Here is a 20,218-nt window from a genome sequence, read left to right on the forward strand (position 1 = left end):
GCCGGCACCACCGGCTCGGGCAAGTCGGTGGCGATCAACACCATGATCCTGTCGCTGCTCTACCGGCTGAAGCCGGAGGAGTGCCGCCTGATCATGGTCGATCCAAAAATGCTCGAACTCTCCGTCTATGACGGCATTCCCCATCTGCTCACGCCGGTCGTCACCGACCCGAAGAAGGCGGTCGTGGCCCTGAAATGGGCGGTGCGCGAGATGGAGGAGCGCTACAAGAAGATGTCGAAGGTCTCGGTGCGCAACATCGACGGCTTCAACGCCCGCGTCGGTGAGGCGAAGGCGGCCGGCGAGGTCATCACCCGCACCGTGCAGACCGGCTTCGACAAGCATTCCGGCGAGGCGATCTATGAGGAGGAGGTCATGGACCTCGAGCCTCTGCCCTATATCGTCGTCATCGTCGACGAGATGGCCGATCTGATGATGGTCGCCGGCAAGGAGATCGAGGGCACGATCCAGCGTCTGGCCCAGATGGCGCGTGCGGCGGGCATCCATGTCGTACTGGCGACGCAGCGCCCCTCGGTCGACGTCATCACCGGCACGATCAAGGCGAACTTCCCGACCCGGATCTCCTTCCAGGTCACCTCCAAGATCGACTCGCGCACGATTCTGGGCGAGCAGGGCGCCGAGCAGCTGCTCGGCCAGGGCGACATGCTCTACATGGCCGGCGGCGGGCGCATCACCCGCGTCCACGGGCCCTTCGTCAGCGATGCCGAGGTCGAGAAGGTCGTCGCCCACCTGAAGACGCAAGGCCGGCCGCAATATCTCGAAGCCGTCACCTCCGAGGAGGAGGAGGGCGCAGCTGAGGGCGAGGATGGCGCCGTCTTCGACAAGAGCGCGATGGGCCAGGCCGAGAGCGACGACCCTTACGACCAGGCGGTGGCGGTGGTGCTGCGCGACAAGAAGGCCTCGACCTCCTATATCCAGCGCCGCCTCCAGATCGGCTACAACCGCGCCGCCTCGATCATGGAGCGGATGGAGAACGAAGGCATCGTCGGCCCCGCCAACCACGCCGGCAAACGCGAGATCCTGGTCGAAACCGGGAGGGCTAGAGAAGACGAGGATTGAACGTGAGCGTTGCGGCCGCAAAAGGCCAGGAGAGCGCTGCGACAGCGGGCGTGTGACCGCAGGCCGTTCATCCGCCATTCTTCCACAGACAAGCGCGGGGAACCCTCTCCTGTAAGGAGAGGGCAGGGTGAGGTGTCGGCCGTTTGACGCTTTGGCCGTGACCTCACCGCTGCTCCATCGTCATTGCGAGCGCAGCGAAGCAATCCAGGAGGGCTCGCTCTACGTCCTCTGGATTGCTTCGCTGCGCTCGCAATGACGGCAAGGTTTTTACGCAACTGGGCAAGGGGCCTACACCTCACCCCTGCCCCTCTCACTGAACCCGGGTATACCCGGGTTCAGCACTTGGAGTGTCGAAGTCGGGTAGACCCGACTTCGATGCAGGAGAGGGGTTCCCCGCGCGCGGCCTGTAGATGCTCCGGCATGGATCCCGGCTCTCCGCGGAGTTTATCCCTGGGCCCATCGAAGATCGGACCCGAGGGCTGCGCCCGGGATGACGGAGCGCAGGTGGTCAGGACAGAAGCCTCTATGCGCTGAAGCCCCTCAACGCGCAGCCACTTAGCCCATGCTTCCCGCCTCAATGATGAGCTCGTGAACCGGCAAGCGGACATGCCGCATCGAAGGCGCCCCCACCGCAACGCCCAACCTGAAGACGTTGACGAGCCGGCGGCCCGCGGGGACGGCGTGTTGCGCGACCAGCATCCGGTTCGCCTCGGGCCAGTCGGCCAGGACCGAGACCGGGCAGGCGGCGAGGCGAAGCTTCTCCATCGTCAGCCAGGCGCGGTAGAAGGCCTGGCCCGTCTCGAGCGGATCCTCCCGGGCGGGGCGGTGAAACAGCGCGATGGCGCCCGATGCGGTCTTGGCGCGATCGCTCGTCAGCGGGGCAGCCAGGCCGATGCGGCGCAGCAGCGGGAATAATGGCCCCAGAACCCAGGCGGCCCCGAGCGCCTCGATGCGCCCCAGCGCCAGCGCCTCGGCGTCGAGCCCGTCGCGACCATGGCCGGCATCGCCCGGCCGCAACCGCATCCAGTGCAGCAATTCCTCGCGCTGCGCACCGTCGCACAGGGCATGATAGGCCGCGCGATCGCCGAGATCGGCGATCGCCGTCACAGCATCGCGCTGGGAGATGACGATGAGATCGTCCCTCTCGCTGTCCAGGCTTTCGAGGCGTCCTTGCGTCGCGTGATCGGGCGGCTGGAAGGCGCCGCGCCAGCTCATCCGGGTGGCGACGGCTGCCGCGAGCGGGTCCGGCGTGCCCCCAGTCTCGACACTGAGGCGGGCGACGACGCCTGGCCCGGCTGCGATCTCGATCCGCGGGATCCGCAGGCCGCGGCGGCTGAGCGCGATGCTCATGCCTTCGATCGCAGCGCCATGCGACAGCCGCACATCATGGCCGCTGGGATCGGCCGCAGGCAGCCGCCGCGTCTCGTCGGCGAGGACGAGCAAGGTGTCTGCGTCGCGCTGCCAGCGCGTCGGCTGGATGTTGTGGACGCTCGGCGCGAGCCTGGCCTCAGCCACCAGCTCTTCCAGCATTTCACGATCGAGCATTGCCACCCCTCAGAGCCTGGCCTGAAATGAACCGAGCGATATCAAGGGCCTCCGATCCCCTGGCATCCCCCGCGCCGTCATTCCGGACAAGCCGCGCAAGCGGCGCCGATCCGGAATCCATCGGAGGGCTCTGAACTCTACGATGGATTCCGGGTCTCCGCTTCGCTGCGCCCGGAATGACGGCGCGTAGATGGTCAACACAGAGCCATTGAAATCATTGGCTTCATTTCAGGCCACCCTCAGCCCGCCAGCGATTTCGAGAACAAATGCAGGCGGTGCAGCGGCCTCGCGCCGGCCTTCTCGGCCTGGCGCAGGCTCGGCCCGTTGCTGTCGGCGATCCAGGTGCCGCCCAGGCTGGTGTAGCCGGCAGCCTTCAGCGCGCTCGCGACCTTGTACAGCATCGCCCCGTTGATGCCGCGGTTATGGGCGGCGCGGCTAACCGACTGATAGACGATCACGGCGCGCCGGTTGCTCCAGCGATGGCGGAGGAAGCGGAACGGGAAGCTCGGCCCGAGCCGCCCGCCGACCGCCTTCACCAGCGGGTTGAGATCGGGGATGGCGATGATCGCGCCGATCGGCTCGCCCTTGTGGTGAACGACGGTCGAGATGCGCTTGTCGATGACCCACATCATGTCGCCGGCCTGGAAGCGGTATTCGGCCTGCGTCGGCGGCACGAACATCGGGTTGCCGTCGAAGCCGTCATTCAGGATCAAGCGCGAGTCCTCGAGCCGCGCCTCGAAATGGCGCCGGTCGATCGGCATCCAGCGATAATCGGGGTCGGCCAGGATCTCGCGCTGCCTGGGGCCGAGCAGCAGCGCCGGATCGATCTCGGCAAGCGCGATCTCGAAGGTCGTCATCGGGAAGGTGCGGCCATAGCCATTGGCCTCCAGCAGCGTGACGAGATGCGGTGGCGTCCAGACCATGTCGGTATAGGGTGCGCGCTCGAACCCTTCCGTGACCACGCCGATCTGCTGCATGGCTGTGAGGTTGAAGTTGCCGGCGATCTCCGCCATGCCGCGCTGCCGTGCCCAGGCTTCGGCTGCGCCCAGCAGCGCGCCTGCGATTTCGGGATCGTCGCCGCAATCGAAATAGCCGAACTGGGCGCGGTTCGTGCCGTGGCGCGCATTGGAGGCGTCGTGGATCGCAGCGACGATGCGTCCGGCCGGCACGCCGTCGCGCAGCGCCACGAACAGCTCGAAACGGCCATGGCCGTCCCTGGTCAAAGGGTTGCGGGCGGGGTCGAGCATGCGGTCGAAATCCGACCACATCGGCGGCACATAGGGGCTGCTGGGGCCGTAGACATGGCCGGTGACCGCGAAGGCCTTGCGGCGGTCATTGCTGATGATCTCGATCATGCGGTCGCACTCTGCGGAGAGGTCGCCAGCATGCGGCGAACCAGGACAAGCGCGGTCTCTGTCGCGGGATCGGCCGAGACGGCCGGGATCGTCAGCAGCAGGAGATCGAGCGGCTCGGTCGCGATGACCAGCATATGGCTGGCCGAATAGGTCGCCATCAGCGCGGTGAGCCGTTCCGTCGCCGGATCGGCCTGGTTTCGGCCCCAGGGTTGCTGGGCGGCGCGCAGCACCTGCTCCCCCTGCAAGGCCGGTCGCAGGATCGCGGGATCGAATGCGGCGAGATCGGCTTCGCGCAGATGCCTGGCACTTTCGAAGACGGGGTGGGCGGCAAGATCGGCGATCAAGTCAGCGCGATTTCGCCCGCGCGACTGGGCGATGGAAGCCAGCACGCCCGGCGAATTCGCCTCGAACAGCCCGCGCAGCGCATCGACCATCAGGCCGGCCGCGAGAAAGCCGGAGAGCAGGATCGCGCCGAGCCGGACCGTCTCCGGCGCATCCGCCCCGTTGGATGCCGCGAGGACCGCCGCGAGCAGCAGGGCCGTCGCGCAGCGCAAGGCCAAGAGGGCAAAGCCCTGGCGTCGCGTATGTTCGCCGCCGCTCTGGATCAGCACCACGCCGACCATGACGAGCACGCCAAGCCCGCCGAGCCGGACCGGCATGCTGGGGATCAGGTTGCGGAAATCCGTCAACAGGAAGGGCAGCACCAGCAGGATGCAGAGCCAGAGGCGGTCGACCCCGGCGTTCTCCGCCTGCGTCAGCGAGGTCTTGTCGCGGCGCGCCAGCAGCAGGCCACAGGTGATCAGGGTCGCGATCTGCAGGGCAGCGAGGCCGATATCGTAGAGCCGCGTCAGTTCGGAGAGGCCGAGCAGGCTTGCAAGCGCCAGCACGGCGGAGCCGATCAAAACCACAAGCTTGACGAAGCGCGGCGCATGGCGGCGCAGCGCCCCTTCGGTGACGGCGAGCACGCCGAGCGGCACCGTGGCGGCGCAGGCCAGCGCGAGACGCTCCAGCCCGAAGCTGCCCGACCACCAGGCGAGGCCGCGCAGCACGAACAGCGCCATGACCAGCCCGAGCGCCCATTGGAAGCGTTGCGTCAGCGCGCCGCGCGGGTCGCGCCGGCGCAGGCTGAGCATCGCGACGCCAAGGCCGAGCGCTCCGCAGAGATTGACGACGGAATCGGCGACCAGGACCGAGGTCATGGCGAGCCCATCATGCGTGCAAGCGCACGCGCCACGAAGGGGCGCAGCAGAGCGGCGACCGGCGCCGGCCAGGGCCGCTCGACGGCGGGCTTGTGCGGGTTGAAGAACCAGCCGCGGCAATCGGTTCCGCTGCGCTTGCCGAGCACCAGCGCGATCGCCTCATAGGCCATCATCATGCCGGTGGTGATGACCATCGGCGCGAAGGACATGCGGCTGCGCCGCCCGGCGGCGACCTCGGCGGCAACGGTGAGATCGACATGGTGGCGCGAGCTCGAATGCAGCATGACATGCTCGACCTCGCGCAGCATGGCGGCGCGCCGGTCGGCCTCGTCGATGGCCCGCCAGTCCTTGCCGAGCGTGGGGAAGCGCAGGCGCTCCTCCGGCCGCGGATCGCCGGGGCGCACCACGGTGACCGAGGGCAGGGGCGACATATAGGCGTCGATCACCGTCGCACCGGCGCGCTTCGCCTCGCGATAGAGCTGAACGCCCGCGGCGATGTCGTCCATGCCGTTGACCAGCACGGCGCAGCGCGCGGCGATAGCGGGCAGTTGCTCGATCCATTCCGCGCCCAGGACCTCGACTGCGATCTCGGGGTTGATCTGGCGCGCGGCTTCGGCCGCGGCTTCGGCCTTGCCCTGGCCCAGCGTGCCCGCATGGGCGAAGACTTGGCGGTTCAGGTTGGAGGTCTCGAAGCGGTCGATATCGGCGATGATGAAATGGCCGATGCCGGCCCGCACCAGCGCCATGAAGGCCGCCCCGCCCATGCCGCCGACACCGCAGATGAAGATGCAGGCCTCGCGCAGGCGCGCCTGCTCCTCATGCGAGACGAAGCCGAGATTGCGGGTGGTGAAGGTCTCGTAGGCGAAAGGCTCGGTCATGGTTTCTGCCGGGACGGGCGTGGACGCAGCAGGCCGAAGCGGCGGCCGTCATCGAGCCAATAGAGGATGGGCAGCACGAGCCGCTGCAGCAGCAGGAAGGCCCCGGCCCCCAGCAGACCCGGCAGCGAGGCACGCGGCAACTGGCCCAGGAGGTAGCGGCGCGCGGCGGGCAGATCGATCCGGCCGAGCTGCAGCAGGTCGTCGCCGCGCTCATAGTCGAGCTCGCTCTCGCAGAAAGCGTTGTAGCGCGGCTCGCGGTGCTGGGCCGCGGCCGCGAAGCTCTTCTTCAGATCGTCGGAACCGCCGGTATAGGCGTTGGTGATGACCGAGCGGGCCTCGTCGAAGCCGGCCTCGGGGCCGACACCGAAGACATGGCGGTGGTCGCGCATGATCTGCCGGGCGAGGGTGAGATGCGCGAAGCTCTGGCGCGCGCCCGGATCGGGCGAGGGGTAGATCTCGGAAAAGGTCTGGCAGACCATGCCGACGACGCCGGGCACCTGCGTGACGTTGGAGATCCAGCGCGGCCGCAGGCCACCCCGGATGAAGAGCACGAGCACGGTCAGCCCGTAGAGCACGCCCGAGAGGCCCCGCCCGCGCAGGTCGGGATCGACCATGACGAGGCCCAGATGCGTGACCTCCTGCTGGTCTCCGTTCAGGGTGACGCGCATCTGCGCCAATGCGTTGAAGGCGATCGGCTTGCCGCTCTCCTTCTCGGTGATCAGCGTGATGATCGTCTGCGAGAGCCGCTCGCGCTCGCCGGAGAACACGCCATAGCTCAGGGCGCCCTGGGCGAGCGTCGCGCCCGCGACGATGCGCAATTGCGCGACCAGCGCAGCCAGAGCTGCGTCGTCGAGCACCGCGCCGGGGCGCTCGATGATCCGCGTCACCAGCCCGGGATGGGTGGTCAGGGTCAGATCGAGCGCCGGCTTCGTCAGCGCCTTCAACCAGAAGCGCAGCATCGCCTCAGGCGGCCAGCGCGGCGGAGCGTTCGCGCACCAGGCGCGTGACGCCGGCGAAGTCGAGCTTGCCGGAGCCGAGCACCGGCACGGCCGGCACGACCAGGACCTCGGCGGGGACCATCAATTCGGAGGCGCCCTTGCTCTTGGCATGGGCCTGGAACGCCGCCTTGGTCGCGTCGCGCTGGGCGGTGACCAGCACCAGGCGCTCGCCCTTGCGCGCATCGGGCAGGCTCGCCACCGCCGAGAGCGCATCGGGCCAGAGTTCGGCCGCCATGGCCTCGATCGCGGCGAGCGAGACCATCTCGCCGGCGATCTTGGCGAAGCGCTTGGCGCGGCCCTTGATCACGACGAAGCCGTCCTTGTCGATGGTGACGATGTCGCCGGTGTCGTGCCAGCCCTCGACCGGGGGCTCCAGCACGCCTGGATTCTCGGCGCGCAGATAGCCCAGCATGATGTTGGGGCCGCGCACATGCAGGCGCCCGCCCTCATCGACGCCGGGAACCTGTTCGAGCCTGGCTTCCATGCCCGGCATGATCCGCCCGACGCTGCCGAAGCGGTTGAACATCGGCGTGTTGATCGCCAGAACCGGCGCGGTCTCGGTGACGCCGTAGCCTTCCAGGATGCGAACGCCGAACTTCTCCATATAGATCCGGCGCGTCGCCTCCTTGACCGGCTCGGCGCCGGCCAGGATGTAGCGCAGCGAGCGCAGATCATAGGGGTGGGCAGCCCTTGCATAGCCGGCGAGGAAGGTGTCGGTGCCGAACAGGATGGTGGCGTTGGAGCCGTAGACCAGCTCCGGCACCAGCCGGTAATGCAGCGGCGAGGGATAGAGATAAACCGGCACGCCCGAGACCAGCGGCAGCACGAGGCCGACCGTCAGGCCGAAGGAGTGGAACACCGGCAGCACGTTGAAGACCTTGTCGCGCCGGCCGAAATCGATCCGCGCCGCGGCCTGGGCCGTGTTGGCGAGCATATTGGCATGGGAAAGGACGACGCCCTTGGGCGTGCCTTCCGAGCCCGAGGTGAACAGGATCGCGGCCCGGTCCTGGCCCTTGGAAGCAAGGATCGGCCGGCCATGGCGCCACAGCGCCTTGAGCTTGTCGCCGGTCGAGATGGTGGCGCGAACATCCTCCAGATAGACGATCGCGACGGTGTCCCTGAGCGCCTCGACCAATGGCCCCATCCGGCCCTTCTCGACGAAGGCGCGCGAGGTCACGATCGTGCGAATCTCGGCCGCCTTGCAGGCCGCGGCTATGTTGGTGGCGCCGGCGGTGAAGTTGATCATCGCCGGCACGCGGGCCGTCGAGAGCAGGCCGAGCAGCGTCACCGCCGCGCCATTGGCGTTGGGCAGCATCACGCCGAGCGCTTCGCCGGGCTTGGCCAGCGGGGCGAGCTTGCGGCCGAGCACCTCGGCGCCGATCAGCAGGCGCTTATAGGTCAGTGAGCCGGTGATCGGATCCTCGACCGCGACGCGGCCCATGCCATGGACCTTCGCGGCCTCGACGACGGCCTCGAAGACGCTGCGGTCGATATCCGTGGTCTTGAAGATCAGATCCGACATGATCTGGTAGAGCGCGGCGCCCGCCGCCTGGCGGCGCGCCTTGCCCTTGAGCTCCGGCTCGACGGTGAGCGCGACCGGCTCCAGGATGGTGACGCGCACCTTCGGGAACCAGCGACGGCGGACCTGCTCGCGGGTCAATCGCGAGAATATGGTCGCCTCCAGCCCGTCGATGCGGACAGGCACGACCATGGCGCCGGATTTCTCGGCGATCATGGCAGCGCCGTCATAGACCTTCATCAGGCTGCCGGTGACGGTGAGGCGTCCTTCCGGGAAGATGATCAGGCTCTCGCCGCCCTTGACCGCATTGATCAGCGAGCGCGTCGCCAGCGGGCGTGTCGGGTCGAGCGGCATGGCGCGCGTCAGCTTCAGGAAGGGCTTGACCCACCAGCGCTGGGCGATGCCGTGGTCGATGGCGAAGACCGGGTCCTTGTCGAGGATCGAGAGCGCCAGCGCCGCATCGAGGAAGCTGACATGGTTCAGCGCGATGATCGCATTGGGGCCGGCCTTGGCGATGTTCTCCTGGCCGGTGATCTCGAGCCGGTAGAAGGCGCGCAGCAGGATCGAGAGGAAATCGCGCAGCGGATTGGTCGGCAGCGCCTTGAAGATCCAGACGGCAGCCCCGAGCGTGCCCGCGCCGATGATCAGGAAGAGCTGCGACAGGCTCAAGCCCGCGGCCTGCAGCAGCGCGACGACGACGGCGCCCGCGACCATGAAGGCAGCCGAAAGCACATTGGCGGCGGCGATGATGCGCGCGCGCTTCTCGGCCGGGGCCCAGACCTGCATCGCCGCAAATGAGGGCACGATGAAGACGCCGCCGGCGATGGCGAGGCCGGTAAGGTCGATGCCGACGCGCCAGGCCAGGCCGTCCTGGAAGAAGGCGGCGACATCGCGCGCCGGCTGATGCGCCACGACGCCCGAGATCGCCCAGCCGAGATCGAGCGCGAACAGGCCCATGACGAAGCAGGCGACCGGCACCGGCAGGAGCACGATCCGCCCGCTCGACAGGAAGGAGCCGATGCCCGAGCCGACCGCGATCGCGATGGCGAAGAGGCCGAGATAGACGCTGACCACGAGTTCGGTGCCGCCCATGCCGTTCTTCACCAGCGAGGGCAGGAGCGACATCACCACCGCGCCGATCAGCCAGAACAGGCTGACCATGACGCCGGTGCGCCAGAGCCGGGCATCGGCCCAGAGATCCCTGAGCAGGCCGCCGGTCGAGCGGAAGATATTGGCATCGATCTTGAGGTCGGGAGCGGCGGCCTCGGTCTTGGGGATGAACAGGGTCGCAACCCAGCACGCGAGCGCAAAGACCATGATCAGGCCGCTGAGCGAGGCGACATTGCCGCCCTCCCGCGCGGTGAGGCCGCCCGCGACGGTGCCGAGCAGGATCGCGATGAAGGTCGCGCCCTCGATCAGCGCATTGGCCGCCGGCAATTCCTCACGCCTGAGATGATCGGGCAGGATGCCGTATTTGATCGGGCCAAACAGCGCCGCGATGGTGCCGAAGGCCGCCAGCGCCACGAACAGGACCGGGACCGATTGCAGCGCAAAGCCTGCGACCGCGATCCCGGAGGCGCCGATCTCGGCGAGCTTCAGCCGGCGCGCGATCAGCGCCTTGTCGAAGCGGTCGGCCATCTGGCCGCCCAGGCCCGAGAGCAGGAAGAAGGGCGCGATGAAGATGCCGCCGGCCAAGGTTACCAGCGCCTCGCCATGCGAGCCGGCGAGCTTGTAAAGGATGATGAAGACCAGCGCGTTCTTGAGGAAGTTGTCGTTGAAGGCGGAGAAGAACTGCGCCCAGAACAACGGCGCAAAGCGCCGCTTCAGCATCAGGTTATCGGTCATGGCTGGCCCTTGTTACGTTCGAGGGAGGGTTGCATCGCCATAGGAAAACAATCGTTTCACGCGAGTGGCGATGCGGTTTCTCGGTTAAGTCGCGCTTACCGACACGCCGGCGTTTTGCGCGATCGGGCGGCTCGGAGCCCGTTTGGACATTCGAGCCCTCATCCTGAAATCCTGGCCGACAACGTCGGCAAGGATTTCGGTCGGCTGGAATTTCGGGAACCGCGCCGTCATCCCGGGCGACTGCAAGGAGACCCGGGATCCATGCCGGAACCTCGCCTGCAAGCGCTCCGGCATGGATCCCGGATCGGCGCCGCTGACGCGGCTTGTCCGGGATGACGGCGCGTTTTTCCGCGATGTTCAAGCTTTTGAAAACAGCGGCATCGTGATCGGCCAGCCTCCGAGGCGCCGTGTGAGTGGCGCCTCGAAGGATGAGGGCCAGACAGTCCCTCAGAGCGCGGGCTTGCCGACATCCATCAGCAGGCGCTCGGTGCGCGCATCCTCGATGCGGTTCACCAGGCGCGAGGCCTCGTGCATGTCGCGCACCGTCTTGGTCATGGTCACGCAGGACTGGACGAGCATGACCACGCCCATGCCGAGATAGCCCTTGGCCCACCAGTCGAGCGGCAGGAACAGGATGCCGGCGCCGACCATGACAGCAGCGGCGAGGAACGAGGCATAGGTGAAGCTGACCCAGGCGCCGCTATGGGGTTGGGAATTCTGGTTCATCGTAGATCTCCGTGCGTGAGAGGGAATTGGCGGGGTTTGGGTGATGCTCAGGCGGTCGCGGCGGCCTGGCCGCGCAGGCGGGCCAGCACGTCGTCGGCGGTCGGCTTCAGGCGCGGGCCATAGCCGCGCGCCGCGAGCTTCTCGGTGACCGAGACCGTGGCCGCGCCGTCGAGCTCCTCGAGCGCGAGATCGGCCGCCTCGGCTTGAATCTGGCGCTCGCGCAGCCGCTTCAGCGTCTGCTCGGCCTCGCCAAGCGTCGCCTCATGGGGCCGGGCTGCTTCCGTCCGGCCGTGCCTGATCTCGCGCACGGCTTCCGAAGCGCGCGCCAGGCGCCGGCCGCGGTCGAGCTCGGCGATGCGCGTCTGGGCCTGGGCGACATGGCGGCGCAGCCGCAGGATCTCCGTGGCGAAGAGGGCCTGCGCGGCAGCGGCGGCATCGCGGTCGGCCTCCAGAGCCGCGATCGCCTCGGCGCCCTCTCGGGCCAGGATCTCGTCGCCGGCGGCAAGCGCCGCGCCGACCCGGCTCTCCAGATCGACGACCCGGCCCTTGGTCGCAGCAAAGCGGGCGCTCTCCTGCTGGTCCTGGGCGATCGCCACGGCGAGCGCCTTCTTGGCCCGGTCGAAGGCGGCGGTTGCATCGCGCAATTGCTGGTCGAGGATCAATAGCGCGTTGCGGTCGGCGATGGCTTCGCCCGCTTCAGTGACGCTGCCGCGGAAGAGGGTCACAAACATCTTGAACATGGCTGGCACTCCGTTATGAACGTTGTTCATGAAGATAGGCATGACACGAACTTGAACGCCGTTCAAGACATATTTTGAACGTTGTTCAAAACTAGGATGAAGCATGGTGAAGACGACGGAACGCCGCGAGCGGCAGCGCGAGGCCCTGGTGCTGGCGGCAGAGCGCGCCATTGCCGAGAGGGGGCTGTCAGGCCTCAAGGCGCGCGAACTGGCGAGCGAAGTCGGCTGCGCGCTGGGGGCGATCTACAATCTCGTCCAGGATATGGACGAGCTCGTGCTGCGCGTCGGCTCCCGAACGCTGGCACGGCTCGACGCTGCTTTGGCGCAGGCGACGCAAGGGCGCCGCCTGGATTCCACGGACGAGGCGAGCGCCCAGCTGGTCGCGGTCGCGCAGGCTTATTGCGCTTTCGCGCGCGGAAACCTGCAGCTCTGGCGCACGCTGTTCGAGCATCGCATGGCGGAAGGCGCCATCGTGCCGGAATGGGCGATCAGCGAGCAGATGACGATGTTCCGCTACATCCTGGCGCCGCTGCAGCGGCTCCAGCCCCAGGCGGGTGAGGCCGATCTCGTCCTGCTGAGCCGAACCCTGTTCTCGGCCGTCCACGGCGTCGTCATGCTCGGGCTCGAGGAGAAGCTCGTGGCAGTGCCGCAGCGCGAGCTCGACCGGCAGGTCGAGCGGCTGGTCGAGCTCGTTTGCGTGGGGCTTGCGAGCCAGGTGCTGGGGGGTGATGCCGGCGCCGGTTTGGGCCTGTGAGCCCTCATCCCGAGGAGCCGCTGCGTGGCGCCTCAGAGGCTGACCTGCAATGAATCGAGGATATCAAAGGCCTCTGATCGCTCGCCATCACCCGCACCGTCATTCCGGACAAGCCGCGTTAGCGGCGCAGATCCGGAATCCATCGGAGGGCTCCGGAGCTCTACGATGGATTCCGGGCCTCCGCTTCGCTACGCCCGGAATGACGGCGCGTCGTTAGCGAAGACGGAGCCATTGGAATCATCGGCGCCAGTTTGGACCTGTGAGCCCGCATCCTCAGAAGCGCCACAGGCGCGTCTCAAAGGGCCGGTCGGGCGGTTGCCGCAGATGCGCTCGGGCGGTCACCTGTTGCGGTTGCGCAACGTCATGTGGAAATGCTGGGATACCACCTGGCAACATATTGCAACCTCAGGTGGGGCGCGGCACATCTGAATTGTGGCTTGAGTCTTCGGCAAGAACTGCCGGTCCGGGTCTTGAAACGAGGCTTGGGCGGGTGCGACGCATGGAACCGAAAACCGAGATTCCGGACTCGACGGGGCAGGGCAAGCCGGGTGATCCCGCCAACGCCGACAAAACGATCGCCGCCATGCTCGGCGAGGTCTTCTGGTGATGAGCCAGAGCCCCGAATTCAAGCAATATTCGATCAGCGATCTGGAATGGTTGGTGATGTCGCTGATCTTGCTGCGGCAGTTTTCTTACAGCACTAAGATGGATTAGTGACAGTTTTCTATGCACGAATTTCCGGATAGATCGCGGTTTGGCTTTGGATTAGGTATGTCATGCGAGATAATTTAACGCCGTGGCGCCAGTTTTTCGACAAGGATATATTTTATCTAGTTGTATTCGATTTTATCTTTTCGTTTGTGCTTAAGTTATTGATATTATCCAAAATCAATTCTATCACGTTTTATGCAGCTTTCGTGATAGTAATGACTGCGTTAATGTTAATACTAAAGGGATTTTCAGATTATGAATACGAATCGTTTCCATTTTATGTTTACATAATGAATTTTATTGTTTTAACATTGTCGATTTATTGCAAATTTTTGTACATTACTAATTTATTGGATGATAATATTTATAGTATATATTCCAATAGGTCGATATTTTATATGTCTCTTTTACTATTCATATCCTATGGGTTCTTTATAAAAATACTGAAGAGGTCTCTTTTAAGTAAATAATATTATTAATATATATTAAAATCTCACTGCGGCTGTCAATATTCGACGATTCTCTCGATGCGGAGGCGGAACATGGCCAATAGTGTTTTTGACGCGCTCGGTCTCGGCGAGTTACGGTGACAGTGCACGAGTTACGGTGACAGTGCACTTTATTCGGCTTTGCTTTTCGGCCCTCTTTTCGTAGCTTTAAGGTCCCTTCCGGTCAACGTCGCTATGTGCTCCAGAAACGCCTCGCTGCCGATGGGCCGTCCGATGCTTTCAGCCCTGCGCAGTCGTTCAAACGCTGCCGCGTCCTCATCAGCCAAATCGAACAAGCCTTCCTGCGATGGCAGCCTGTCGCGGATTGGCGTAAGATCGGTGACCCCGTCCGGTTCGCCGGTCATATGCGCCCGTGCGCTGGACCAGCGCCAGTCTTGCGCGTGCGCAACCAGCCCGGCGCGCACCGCCGGCGCGCACCGGCCATTACGGTGACAGTTTACTAATTGCCCCGCACTGCTACCGTGCGCGCATGACCCGTCTCGCCCGCCTCGTGGTTCCCAGCCTTGCCCATCATGTCACGCAGCGCGGGAACCGGCGCGAGCGCGTGTTCTTCGGGGACGACGACTACGAGGCCTATATCGGGCTCCTGAAGGCCTATGCGCCCAAATCCGGTACGCGGCTGATCGCGTGGTGCCTGATGCCGAACCACGTCCATCTCCTGGCTGTTCCCGAGACGCCCGATGGCCTGCGCGCTCTGCTCGGCGAGACGCATCGCCGCTACACGGCGCGGATCAATGCCCGCAACCGCTGGACCGGGCACCTCTGGCAGGGGCGCTTCGGTTCGGTCGTCATGGATGAGGGCCACCTTGCCCATGCTGTGCGCTATGTCAGCCTCAATCCGGTACGGGCCCGCCTCGTCGCCCGGGCTGAAGAATGGCCGTGGTCGAGCGTCCGCGCCCATCTGAGCGGGGATGCCGATGGCCTGACCGATCTCGGGCCGGTCCTGGAGCGCTTTCCCGATTTCGCCAGCCTGCTGGAGACAGAAGAGGACGCGGCTGCGGCCAATGCCCTTCGCCTGGCGGAGACGACCGGCCGTCCACTGGGCGCGCCGTCGTGGATCGCTACGCTTGAAACGGCAGCCGGCCGCGCGCTTGCGCCGCAAAAGCGCGGGCCCAAGCCAAAATTAAGTAAACTGTCGCCGTAATTGTGCGCGTCGGCGCCCGACATGCCGCGGGCGGGAACTCCGCCTCCTTGTCTTGCAACTCTTGCAACAGCTTGCTTCGCGGCTACCGCTTTCAGGCGGCCAGGGTGCCATTCACCGTGGTGATGCAGGACCCGCCGACCTGGACCTTGCCGTCCGCGTCCACAGACAGGAAAATCTTGCCGTCACGTCCGACGCAGCGACCCTGTGCGGCCTCATAGCGCGCGCCAGCGGCGGGCAGCAATCCGCGAGCATGGCGGAACACCGCGATGCTGCCATTGCCGCTGCCGCACACCGGGTCCTCGTAGACGCCGCAGGAGGGGGCGAATGTCCGCACTTCGATCTCCGGCCCGCCCGCGCCGCGTTGCGCGAAGAGGGTAATGCCGGTGACGCCGATGCGGCGCTCGAAAGCCGCCGATCGGGCGAAATCAGGCTTCAGCGCCAACAAGGCCTCGACGCTCGAAAGCTCTGCGATAACCCAGACGGGGCCGACATTGACGATCGCCGGAGGCGCCTCGCGCTTGACGGCCGCGCCGATGATGGCCTCGATCTCGTCGACATCCTCGCGCGAGAGGGGCGTGATCGTCGCGGGCGGGAGCGACAGCGTCAGGACCTGGTCGACGCCCTGGCCGGCGACGGCAATCTCCACCAGGCCGACGCCGCACTCCTGCACGAGCTTGCCGTTCATGAGCTTGCCGTTTCTCGGGCTGGCCAATCCAGCCTCGAGGATCGCATGCGCGCTGCCCAGTGTCGGATGCCCGGCGAAGGGCAGCTCGGACCCCGGCGTGAAGATGCGCAGCCGATAATCCGCATCAGGCGTCGTCGGCGGCAGCACGAAGGTCGTCTCGGACAGATTGGTCCAACGCGCAATCGCCTGCATCGCCTCGGAGTTCAATCCGTCGCTGTCGAGAACGACGGCGACGGGATTTCCCAGCAAGGGCCGCGTGGTGAAAGCGTCGACGACCTTGTAGTTGCGCATTGGCCTGTTCCCGCTCGACTGGCTGATCGATCAGCCGGCTGCATTGTCGCGGGCACGCTAGCTCGCCCGCCGGGCTGAGCCCAACGACAAGATTTGACCGCGGTTGTGATCAAAATTAACAACCCTCATGGTCCAGCTGCCCTCGATCCAGTCATTGCGCGCGTTTGAGGCCGCCTTCCGGTGGCAAAGCTATTCGCGCGCCGGCGACGAGCTCGGCCTGACGCATGGGGCTGTCAGCCACCGCATCCGCGACCTCGAAGCCCGCACCGGACATGTCCTGTTCCGGCGCGTCGGCAATGAGATGCTGCCGACCGATGAGGCCCGCCGCCTCATGCTGCGCGTGCGGGAGGCGCTGGCGATCTTGAACGAGGCCTTCGCCTCGCCCCTCCGTGACCGCGCCCGCCGGACGATCAAATTGAGCGTGCTGCCCTCCTTTGCCTCGCGCTGGCTCGTGCCGCGCCTCAACCTGTTTCGCGATGCGCATCCCGAGATCGCCATCGAACTCGATTCCAGGCTCGATCATGCCGAACTCGGCCCATCCGGGGTCGATGCGGCGATCCGCTACGGACCCGGGGGCTGGCCGGGGCTGCGGGCCGAGCCGCTGGCGCGCGAGACGCTGCTGGCGGTTTGCGCGCCGCGTTACCGGGAGCGGCTGCACCTTGCGAGCACGCCGGACATCCTCCGCTGCGTGCTGTTGCGCCACAGCTGGCAGCCATGGGCGCCCTGGCTGCGCGCCGCCGGGCTGCCGCTGAAACAGCACGACGATGGACCCGGCTATGCCGATGCCGGCTTGCTGATCGACGCGGCGATCGCAGGCGAAGGCGTGGCCCTGGCGCGCGGGATTCTGGTGAAGCCGGAGATCGCGGCTGGCAGGCTTGTCGCCTTGGGGGATGTCAGGATCCGGGATGAGCATGCCTATCATCTGGTTCGTCCGCTCGGAACGAGCAGGCTCGACCCTGCGATCGATGCCTTCCGCGATTGGATGGTACCGCTTCTGCGGGCCGATGCCCTATCGGTCGAGCGCTGACGCATCGGGCCTCGCTTGCCGGGGGCGAGGGCGGCACCGGCCACAGGATGGCTTGTGATCGATCCTATCAGTCTGGAGCGTTTTCGGGCGCAGTGGAGACCGGTTCGCGTGAGGACAACGCGTTAAGGCAGTGCTCCAGGAGCTGGCTGTCTCTGCTGGGAAACACGCCGTCATTCCGGGCGTAGCGAAGCGGAGACCCAGGACCTATCGTAGAGCGTCATTCTCGGGCTTGCGCCCCGAGAATCTCATGACCAGCTGGCTGAAATCAGAGATGGCCGGGTCAAGCCCGACCATGACGCGCTTCGGATCCCGGAGCTGCGCGGCGGCTGTCCTTGGGCCGATCGAAGATCGGACCCGAGGGCTTCGCCCGGGATGGCGGCGCGTGGGTGATCAAGGCAGGGTATGCTTCCGCCGCCAGGGCTCGGCTCGCCGCGGGAAAATTGTGCCCCAGCGTCAATTGCGCGTCCCGATACGTCATGCCAGTCTTTACGTTCATCGAAGGGGGGAGTGGATGAGCAACGTTTTCGTCAGCGAACAGCCGGCGAGTGGCGGGCCGTTTCGTGTCGGCGCCGTCCTCGACAAGACTTTCGCGGTTTTCAGTCGCCAGCTCGGCAAGTTCATTCTGCTGGCGCTGATTCCGATGGCGCCCTTGCTGCTGCTGGTCTTGATCATGGGGGCCGGCGGCGGCGCGGGAGCAGGCTTTGCGGTTGCCGCTGCCGTCATCGGGATCGCGACCTTCGTGCTGCAGGTCATGGCGCAGGCGACGAGCCTCTACGGCGCCTTTCAGGAGATGCGCGGTCAACCCTTCACGATCGGCCAGTCCCTCCAGATCGGGCTGGCGCAGGTCCTTCCCGTGATCGGTGTGGCGCTGCTGAGCGGCCTCGCGGCCGGTCTTGGCGCGATGCTTTTCGTCATACCGGGCCTCATCGTCATGTGCATGCTCGCCGTCGCCATTCCGGCTTGCGTGATCGAGAAAACAGACGTCATGGCAAGCCTGTACCGCAGCGTCGCTCTGACCAAGGGCTATCGCTGGCAGGTTTTCGGGCTGCTGATGCTCATCTTCGCGGTCGCCTTGATCGGAAGTTCCGTGCTCTCGCGGATGGCTGGCTACGGCTTTGTGGGCGAGTGTCTGAGTTTCGCCTGGCAGGTCGTCACCACCGCCTTCGGCGCGGTTCTCGCCGCGGTGATCTATCATGACCTGCGCGCGGCCAAGGAAGGCATCGACCTCGACACGCTGGCGAACACCTTCGACTGACGCCGCAGCGTGATCTGTGACCGGGATGATCGCTCGGGATGGCCTGTGCGCGGGATTCCGGAGCAGCCCGGAGACGGCATGACGCTGGCCCGGCGCGGACCCCCTTGGCTTTATCCCTGGCCAAGAGCCCGTCTGGAAACGCCAGTCGCCTTCACTGCGGCAGCTGGTAGAAATGCCCGGGCGCGACCTCGCGATAGCTGCGCTGGGGCGGCACATAGTCGGCGGGGCGGACCGGGCTTCTGATCTCGTCGTTGGAGATGCGGCGCAGCTGGCGCCGGGTCGGGTCGGCGATCGGAACCGCCGCGATCAGCCGTTTGGTATAGGCGTGCTGCGGGTTCTCGAACACGCAGGCGCGCGGGCCGATCTCGACGATCTCGCCGAGATACATCACCGCGACGCGATGGCTGACGCGCTCGACCACCGCCATGTCGTGCGAGATGAAGAGATAGGCCAGCCCATAGCGCTCCTGCAGATCCAGCATCAGGTTGATCACCTGCGCTTTGACGGAGACGTCGAGCGCCGACACGGCTTCATCCGCGACGATCAGCTTCGGCTCGAGCGCAAGCGCACGCGCAATGCAGACGCGCTGGCGCTGGCCGCCGGAGAATTCATGCGGGAAGCGATCGGCCATCCCGGCGGAAAGCCCGACGCGCTCGAGCAGAGCGGCGACGCGGGCGTCGACATCCCGGGCGGTGCCGAGCCCATGCGCGATGATAGGCTCGGCGATGGCCGAGCCGATGCGGATGCGCGGATTGAGGCTCTCGAACGGATCCTGGAAGATCATCTGCGCATGGCGGCGGATTTCGGCGAGCTCCGTCCGGCCGGCGCCGCGCACGTCGCGGCCGTCGATCCGGATTGCGCCGCCTGTCGCCTGCGCCAGCCTGATGATCGAGCGACCCGTGGTCGACTTGCCGCAGCCGGATTCACCGACCAGCGACAAGGTCTCGCCCTGGCGCAGATCGAAGGAGACGTTCTCGACCGCATGGACCCGGCCGCTGACGCGCCCGAAGAAACCCGCCTTCAGGTCAAAGCGCGTGACTAGGTTGCCGACCTCCAGTACCGGCCGGGCTTCGGATTTCACCGTATCGGCTGTCGCCGGGGCAGGCACGATCGCGCCCGTCTGCAGGTCGACCACGGGAAAGCGCAGCGGCCGTTGCTTGCCGGTCATCGAGCCGAGCTGCGGCACCGCCGAGAGCAGGGCGCGCGTATAGGGATGGCTGGCGCCCGCGAAGATGGCCTGCGTCGTGCCGGTCTCGACCGCCTCGCCGCGATACATCACCACCGTCCGGTCGGAGATTTCGGCGACCACGCCCATGTCGTGGGTGATGAAGAGGACCGACATGCCCTCTTCCTCCTGCAGCGCCTTGATCAGCTCCAGGATCTGCGCCTGGATCGTCACGTCGAGCGCCGTCGTCGGCTCGTCGGCGATCAGCAGCTTCGGCTCGCAGGCAAGCGCGATGGCGATGACGACGCGCTGGCGCATGCCGCCGGAGAAGCTCAGCGGATATTCCGACAAGCGCGACTTCGCCGAGGGGATGCGCACCTTGTCGAGCAAGCGCACGGCCTCGGCTTCGGCCGCGCCCTGCGAGAGGCCGCGATGCTGCTTCAGCACCTCGGTGATCTGGCGGCCGATCCTGAGGACCGGGTTGAGCGAGGTCATCGGCTCCTGGAAGATCATGCCGATGCGGTTGCCGCGCACGGCTTGCATCGCCTTGGCCGGCAGCGCGAGCAGGTTTTGGCCCTCGAACAGGATCTTGCCGGAGGTGCGGGAATTGGCCGGGGAGAGCAGGCGCATGATCGAAAGCGCCGTCACGCTCTTGCCGGAACCGGATTCGCCGACGACGGCCACGGTTTCGCGCGGACCGATATCGAAGCTGACCTTGTTGACGACGTTCAGCCAGTCCTGGCCGACGCGGAAGGAGGTGGTGAGATTGTCGACGCGAAGCACGGGGTCCGTCAT

The 20,218-nt window shown here is 66.1% G+C and carries 16 protein-coding genes; 5 read left to right on the forward strand and 11 right to left on the reverse strand.

What is annotated here, in order from left to right:
- The coding region (locus tag BMZ97_RS29915) for a DNA translocase FtsK (protein WP_139221391.1) at nucleotides 1-1,077 on the forward strand (1,077 nt) is incomplete at its 5' end.
- Between the two features lie 555 nt (nucleotides 1,078-1,632).
- Here the strand turns inward: BMZ97_RS29915 and BMZ97_RS29920 are convergent.
- From BMZ97_RS29920 to BMZ97_RS29960, 8 genes are all read right to left on the reverse strand, one after another.
- Nucleotides 1,633-2,622: a nitroreductase family protein gene (locus BMZ97_RS29920; protein ID WP_244546674.1), complete on the reverse strand. Its 990-nt coding sequence runs from the start codon at nucleotides 2,620-2,622 to the stop codon at nucleotides 1,633-1,635.
- A 239-nt stretch (nucleotides 2,623-2,861) separates the two neighbouring features.
- On the reverse strand, nucleotides 2,862-3,977 hold the full coding sequence (locus BMZ97_RS29925) for a GNAT family N-acetyltransferase (protein WP_092178384.1): 1,116 nt from the start codon (nucleotides 3,975-3,977) through the stop codon (nucleotides 2,862-2,864).
- The gene (locus BMZ97_RS29930) at nucleotides 3,974-5,176 is read right to left on the reverse strand and encodes a hypothetical protein (RefSeq protein ID WP_092178386.1); all 1,203 of its coding nucleotides are present in this window, start codon (nucleotides 5,174-5,176) and stop codon (nucleotides 3,974-3,976) included. The genes BMZ97_RS29925 and BMZ97_RS29930 overlap by 4 nt, the downstream gene beginning before the upstream one ends.
- The gene (locus BMZ97_RS29935; RefSeq protein ID WP_092178388.1) at nucleotides 5,173-6,054 is read right to left on the reverse strand and encodes a ThiF family adenylyltransferase; all 882 of its coding nucleotides are present in this window, start codon (nucleotides 6,052-6,054) and stop codon (nucleotides 5,173-5,175) included. The genes BMZ97_RS29930 and BMZ97_RS29935 overlap by 4 nt, the downstream gene beginning before the upstream one ends.
- Nucleotides 6,051-7,013 carry a hypothetical protein gene (locus BMZ97_RS29940; RefSeq protein ID WP_092178390.1) on the reverse strand — a complete coding sequence of 321 codons (963 nt, stop codon included), beginning with the start codon at nucleotides 7,011-7,013 and terminating at the stop codon, nucleotides 6,051-6,053. Before BMZ97_RS29940 ends, BMZ97_RS29935 begins: the two co-directional genes overlap by 4 nt.
- Nucleotides 7,014-7,017: 4 nt before the next feature.
- Entirely contained in the window at nucleotides 7,018-10,416 is a 3,399-nt protein-coding gene (locus BMZ97_RS29945; RefSeq protein WP_092178392.1) for an acyl-[ACP]--phospholipid O-acyltransferase, read from the reverse strand.
- A 447-nt stretch (nucleotides 10,417-10,863) separates the two neighbouring features.
- The gene (locus BMZ97_RS29955) at nucleotides 10,864-11,142 is read right to left on the reverse strand and encodes a YiaA/YiaB family inner membrane protein (protein WP_092178396.1); all 279 of its coding nucleotides are present in this window, start codon (nucleotides 11,140-11,142) and stop codon (nucleotides 10,864-10,866) included.
- Nucleotides 11,143-11,189: 47 nt separating this feature from the next.
- Nucleotides 11,190-11,882, reverse strand: coding sequence for a PspA/IM30 family protein (locus BMZ97_RS29960; RefSeq protein ID WP_092178398.1), 693 nt, complete (start codon nucleotides 11,880-11,882; stop codon nucleotides 11,190-11,192).
- A gap of 103 nt (nucleotides 11,883-11,985) precedes the next feature.
- On the opposite strand from BMZ97_RS29960, the gene BMZ97_RS29965 reads away from it, so the two are divergent.
- Nucleotides 11,986-12,636, forward strand: coding sequence for a TetR/AcrR family transcriptional regulator (locus tag BMZ97_RS29965; protein WP_092178400.1), 651 nt, complete (start codon nucleotides 11,986-11,988; stop codon nucleotides 12,634-12,636).
- Nucleotides 12,637-13,966: 1,330 nt separating this feature from the next.
- Here the strand turns inward: BMZ97_RS29965 and BMZ97_RS29970 are convergent.
- Nucleotides 13,967-14,200, reverse strand: coding sequence for a hypothetical protein (locus BMZ97_RS29970; RefSeq protein WP_092178402.1), 234 nt, complete (start codon nucleotides 14,198-14,200; stop codon nucleotides 13,967-13,969).
- Between the two features lie 125 nt (nucleotides 14,201-14,325).
- On the opposite strand from BMZ97_RS29970, the gene BMZ97_RS29975 reads away from it, so the two are divergent.
- On the forward strand, nucleotides 14,326-15,000 hold the full coding sequence (locus BMZ97_RS29975) for a transposase (protein ID WP_092178404.1): 675 nt from the start codon (nucleotides 14,326-14,328) through the stop codon (nucleotides 14,998-15,000).
- Between the two features lie 91 nt (nucleotides 15,001-15,091).
- On the opposite strand, the gene BMZ97_RS29980 is transcribed toward BMZ97_RS29975, so the two are convergent.
- Nucleotides 15,092-15,976, reverse strand: a complete 885-nt coding sequence (locus BMZ97_RS29980) for a PhzF family phenazine biosynthesis protein (protein ID WP_092178406.1) — start codon at nucleotides 15,974-15,976, stop codon at nucleotides 15,092-15,094.
- A 127-nt stretch (nucleotides 15,977-16,103) separates the two neighbouring features.
- Here BMZ97_RS29980 and BMZ97_RS29985 point away from each other — a divergent pair, with 127 nt between their 5' ends.
- Together BMZ97_RS29985 and BMZ97_RS29990 are read left to right on the forward strand one after the other, a co-directional pair.
- A complete protein-coding gene (locus tag BMZ97_RS29985; protein WP_092178408.1) occupies nucleotides 16,104-17,003 on the forward strand; it encodes a LysR substrate-binding domain-containing protein in 900 nt (299 codons plus the stop codon).
- A 247-nt stretch (nucleotides 17,004-17,250) separates the two neighbouring features.
- Nucleotides 17,251-18,258 (forward strand): DUF7847 domain-containing protein, encoded by a 1,008-nt coding sequence (locus tag BMZ97_RS29990; protein WP_244546675.1) that lies wholly within the window; start codon nucleotides 17,251-17,253, stop codon nucleotides 18,256-18,258.
- Nucleotides 18,259-18,409: 151 nt separating this feature from the next.
- Here BMZ97_RS29990 and BMZ97_RS29995 read toward each other — a convergent pair whose 3' ends face one another.
- Nucleotides 18,410-20,218: an ABC transporter ATP-binding protein gene (locus BMZ97_RS29995; protein WP_092178412.1), complete on the reverse strand. Its 1,809-nt coding sequence runs from the start codon at nucleotides 20,216-20,218 to the stop codon at nucleotides 18,410-18,412.

The sequence above is a fragment of the Allobosea sp. OK403 genome, from assembly GCF_900113835.1.
In the GTDB taxonomy this organism is placed as follows: Bacteria; Pseudomonadota; Alphaproteobacteria; order Rhizobiales; family Beijerinckiaceae; genus Allobosea.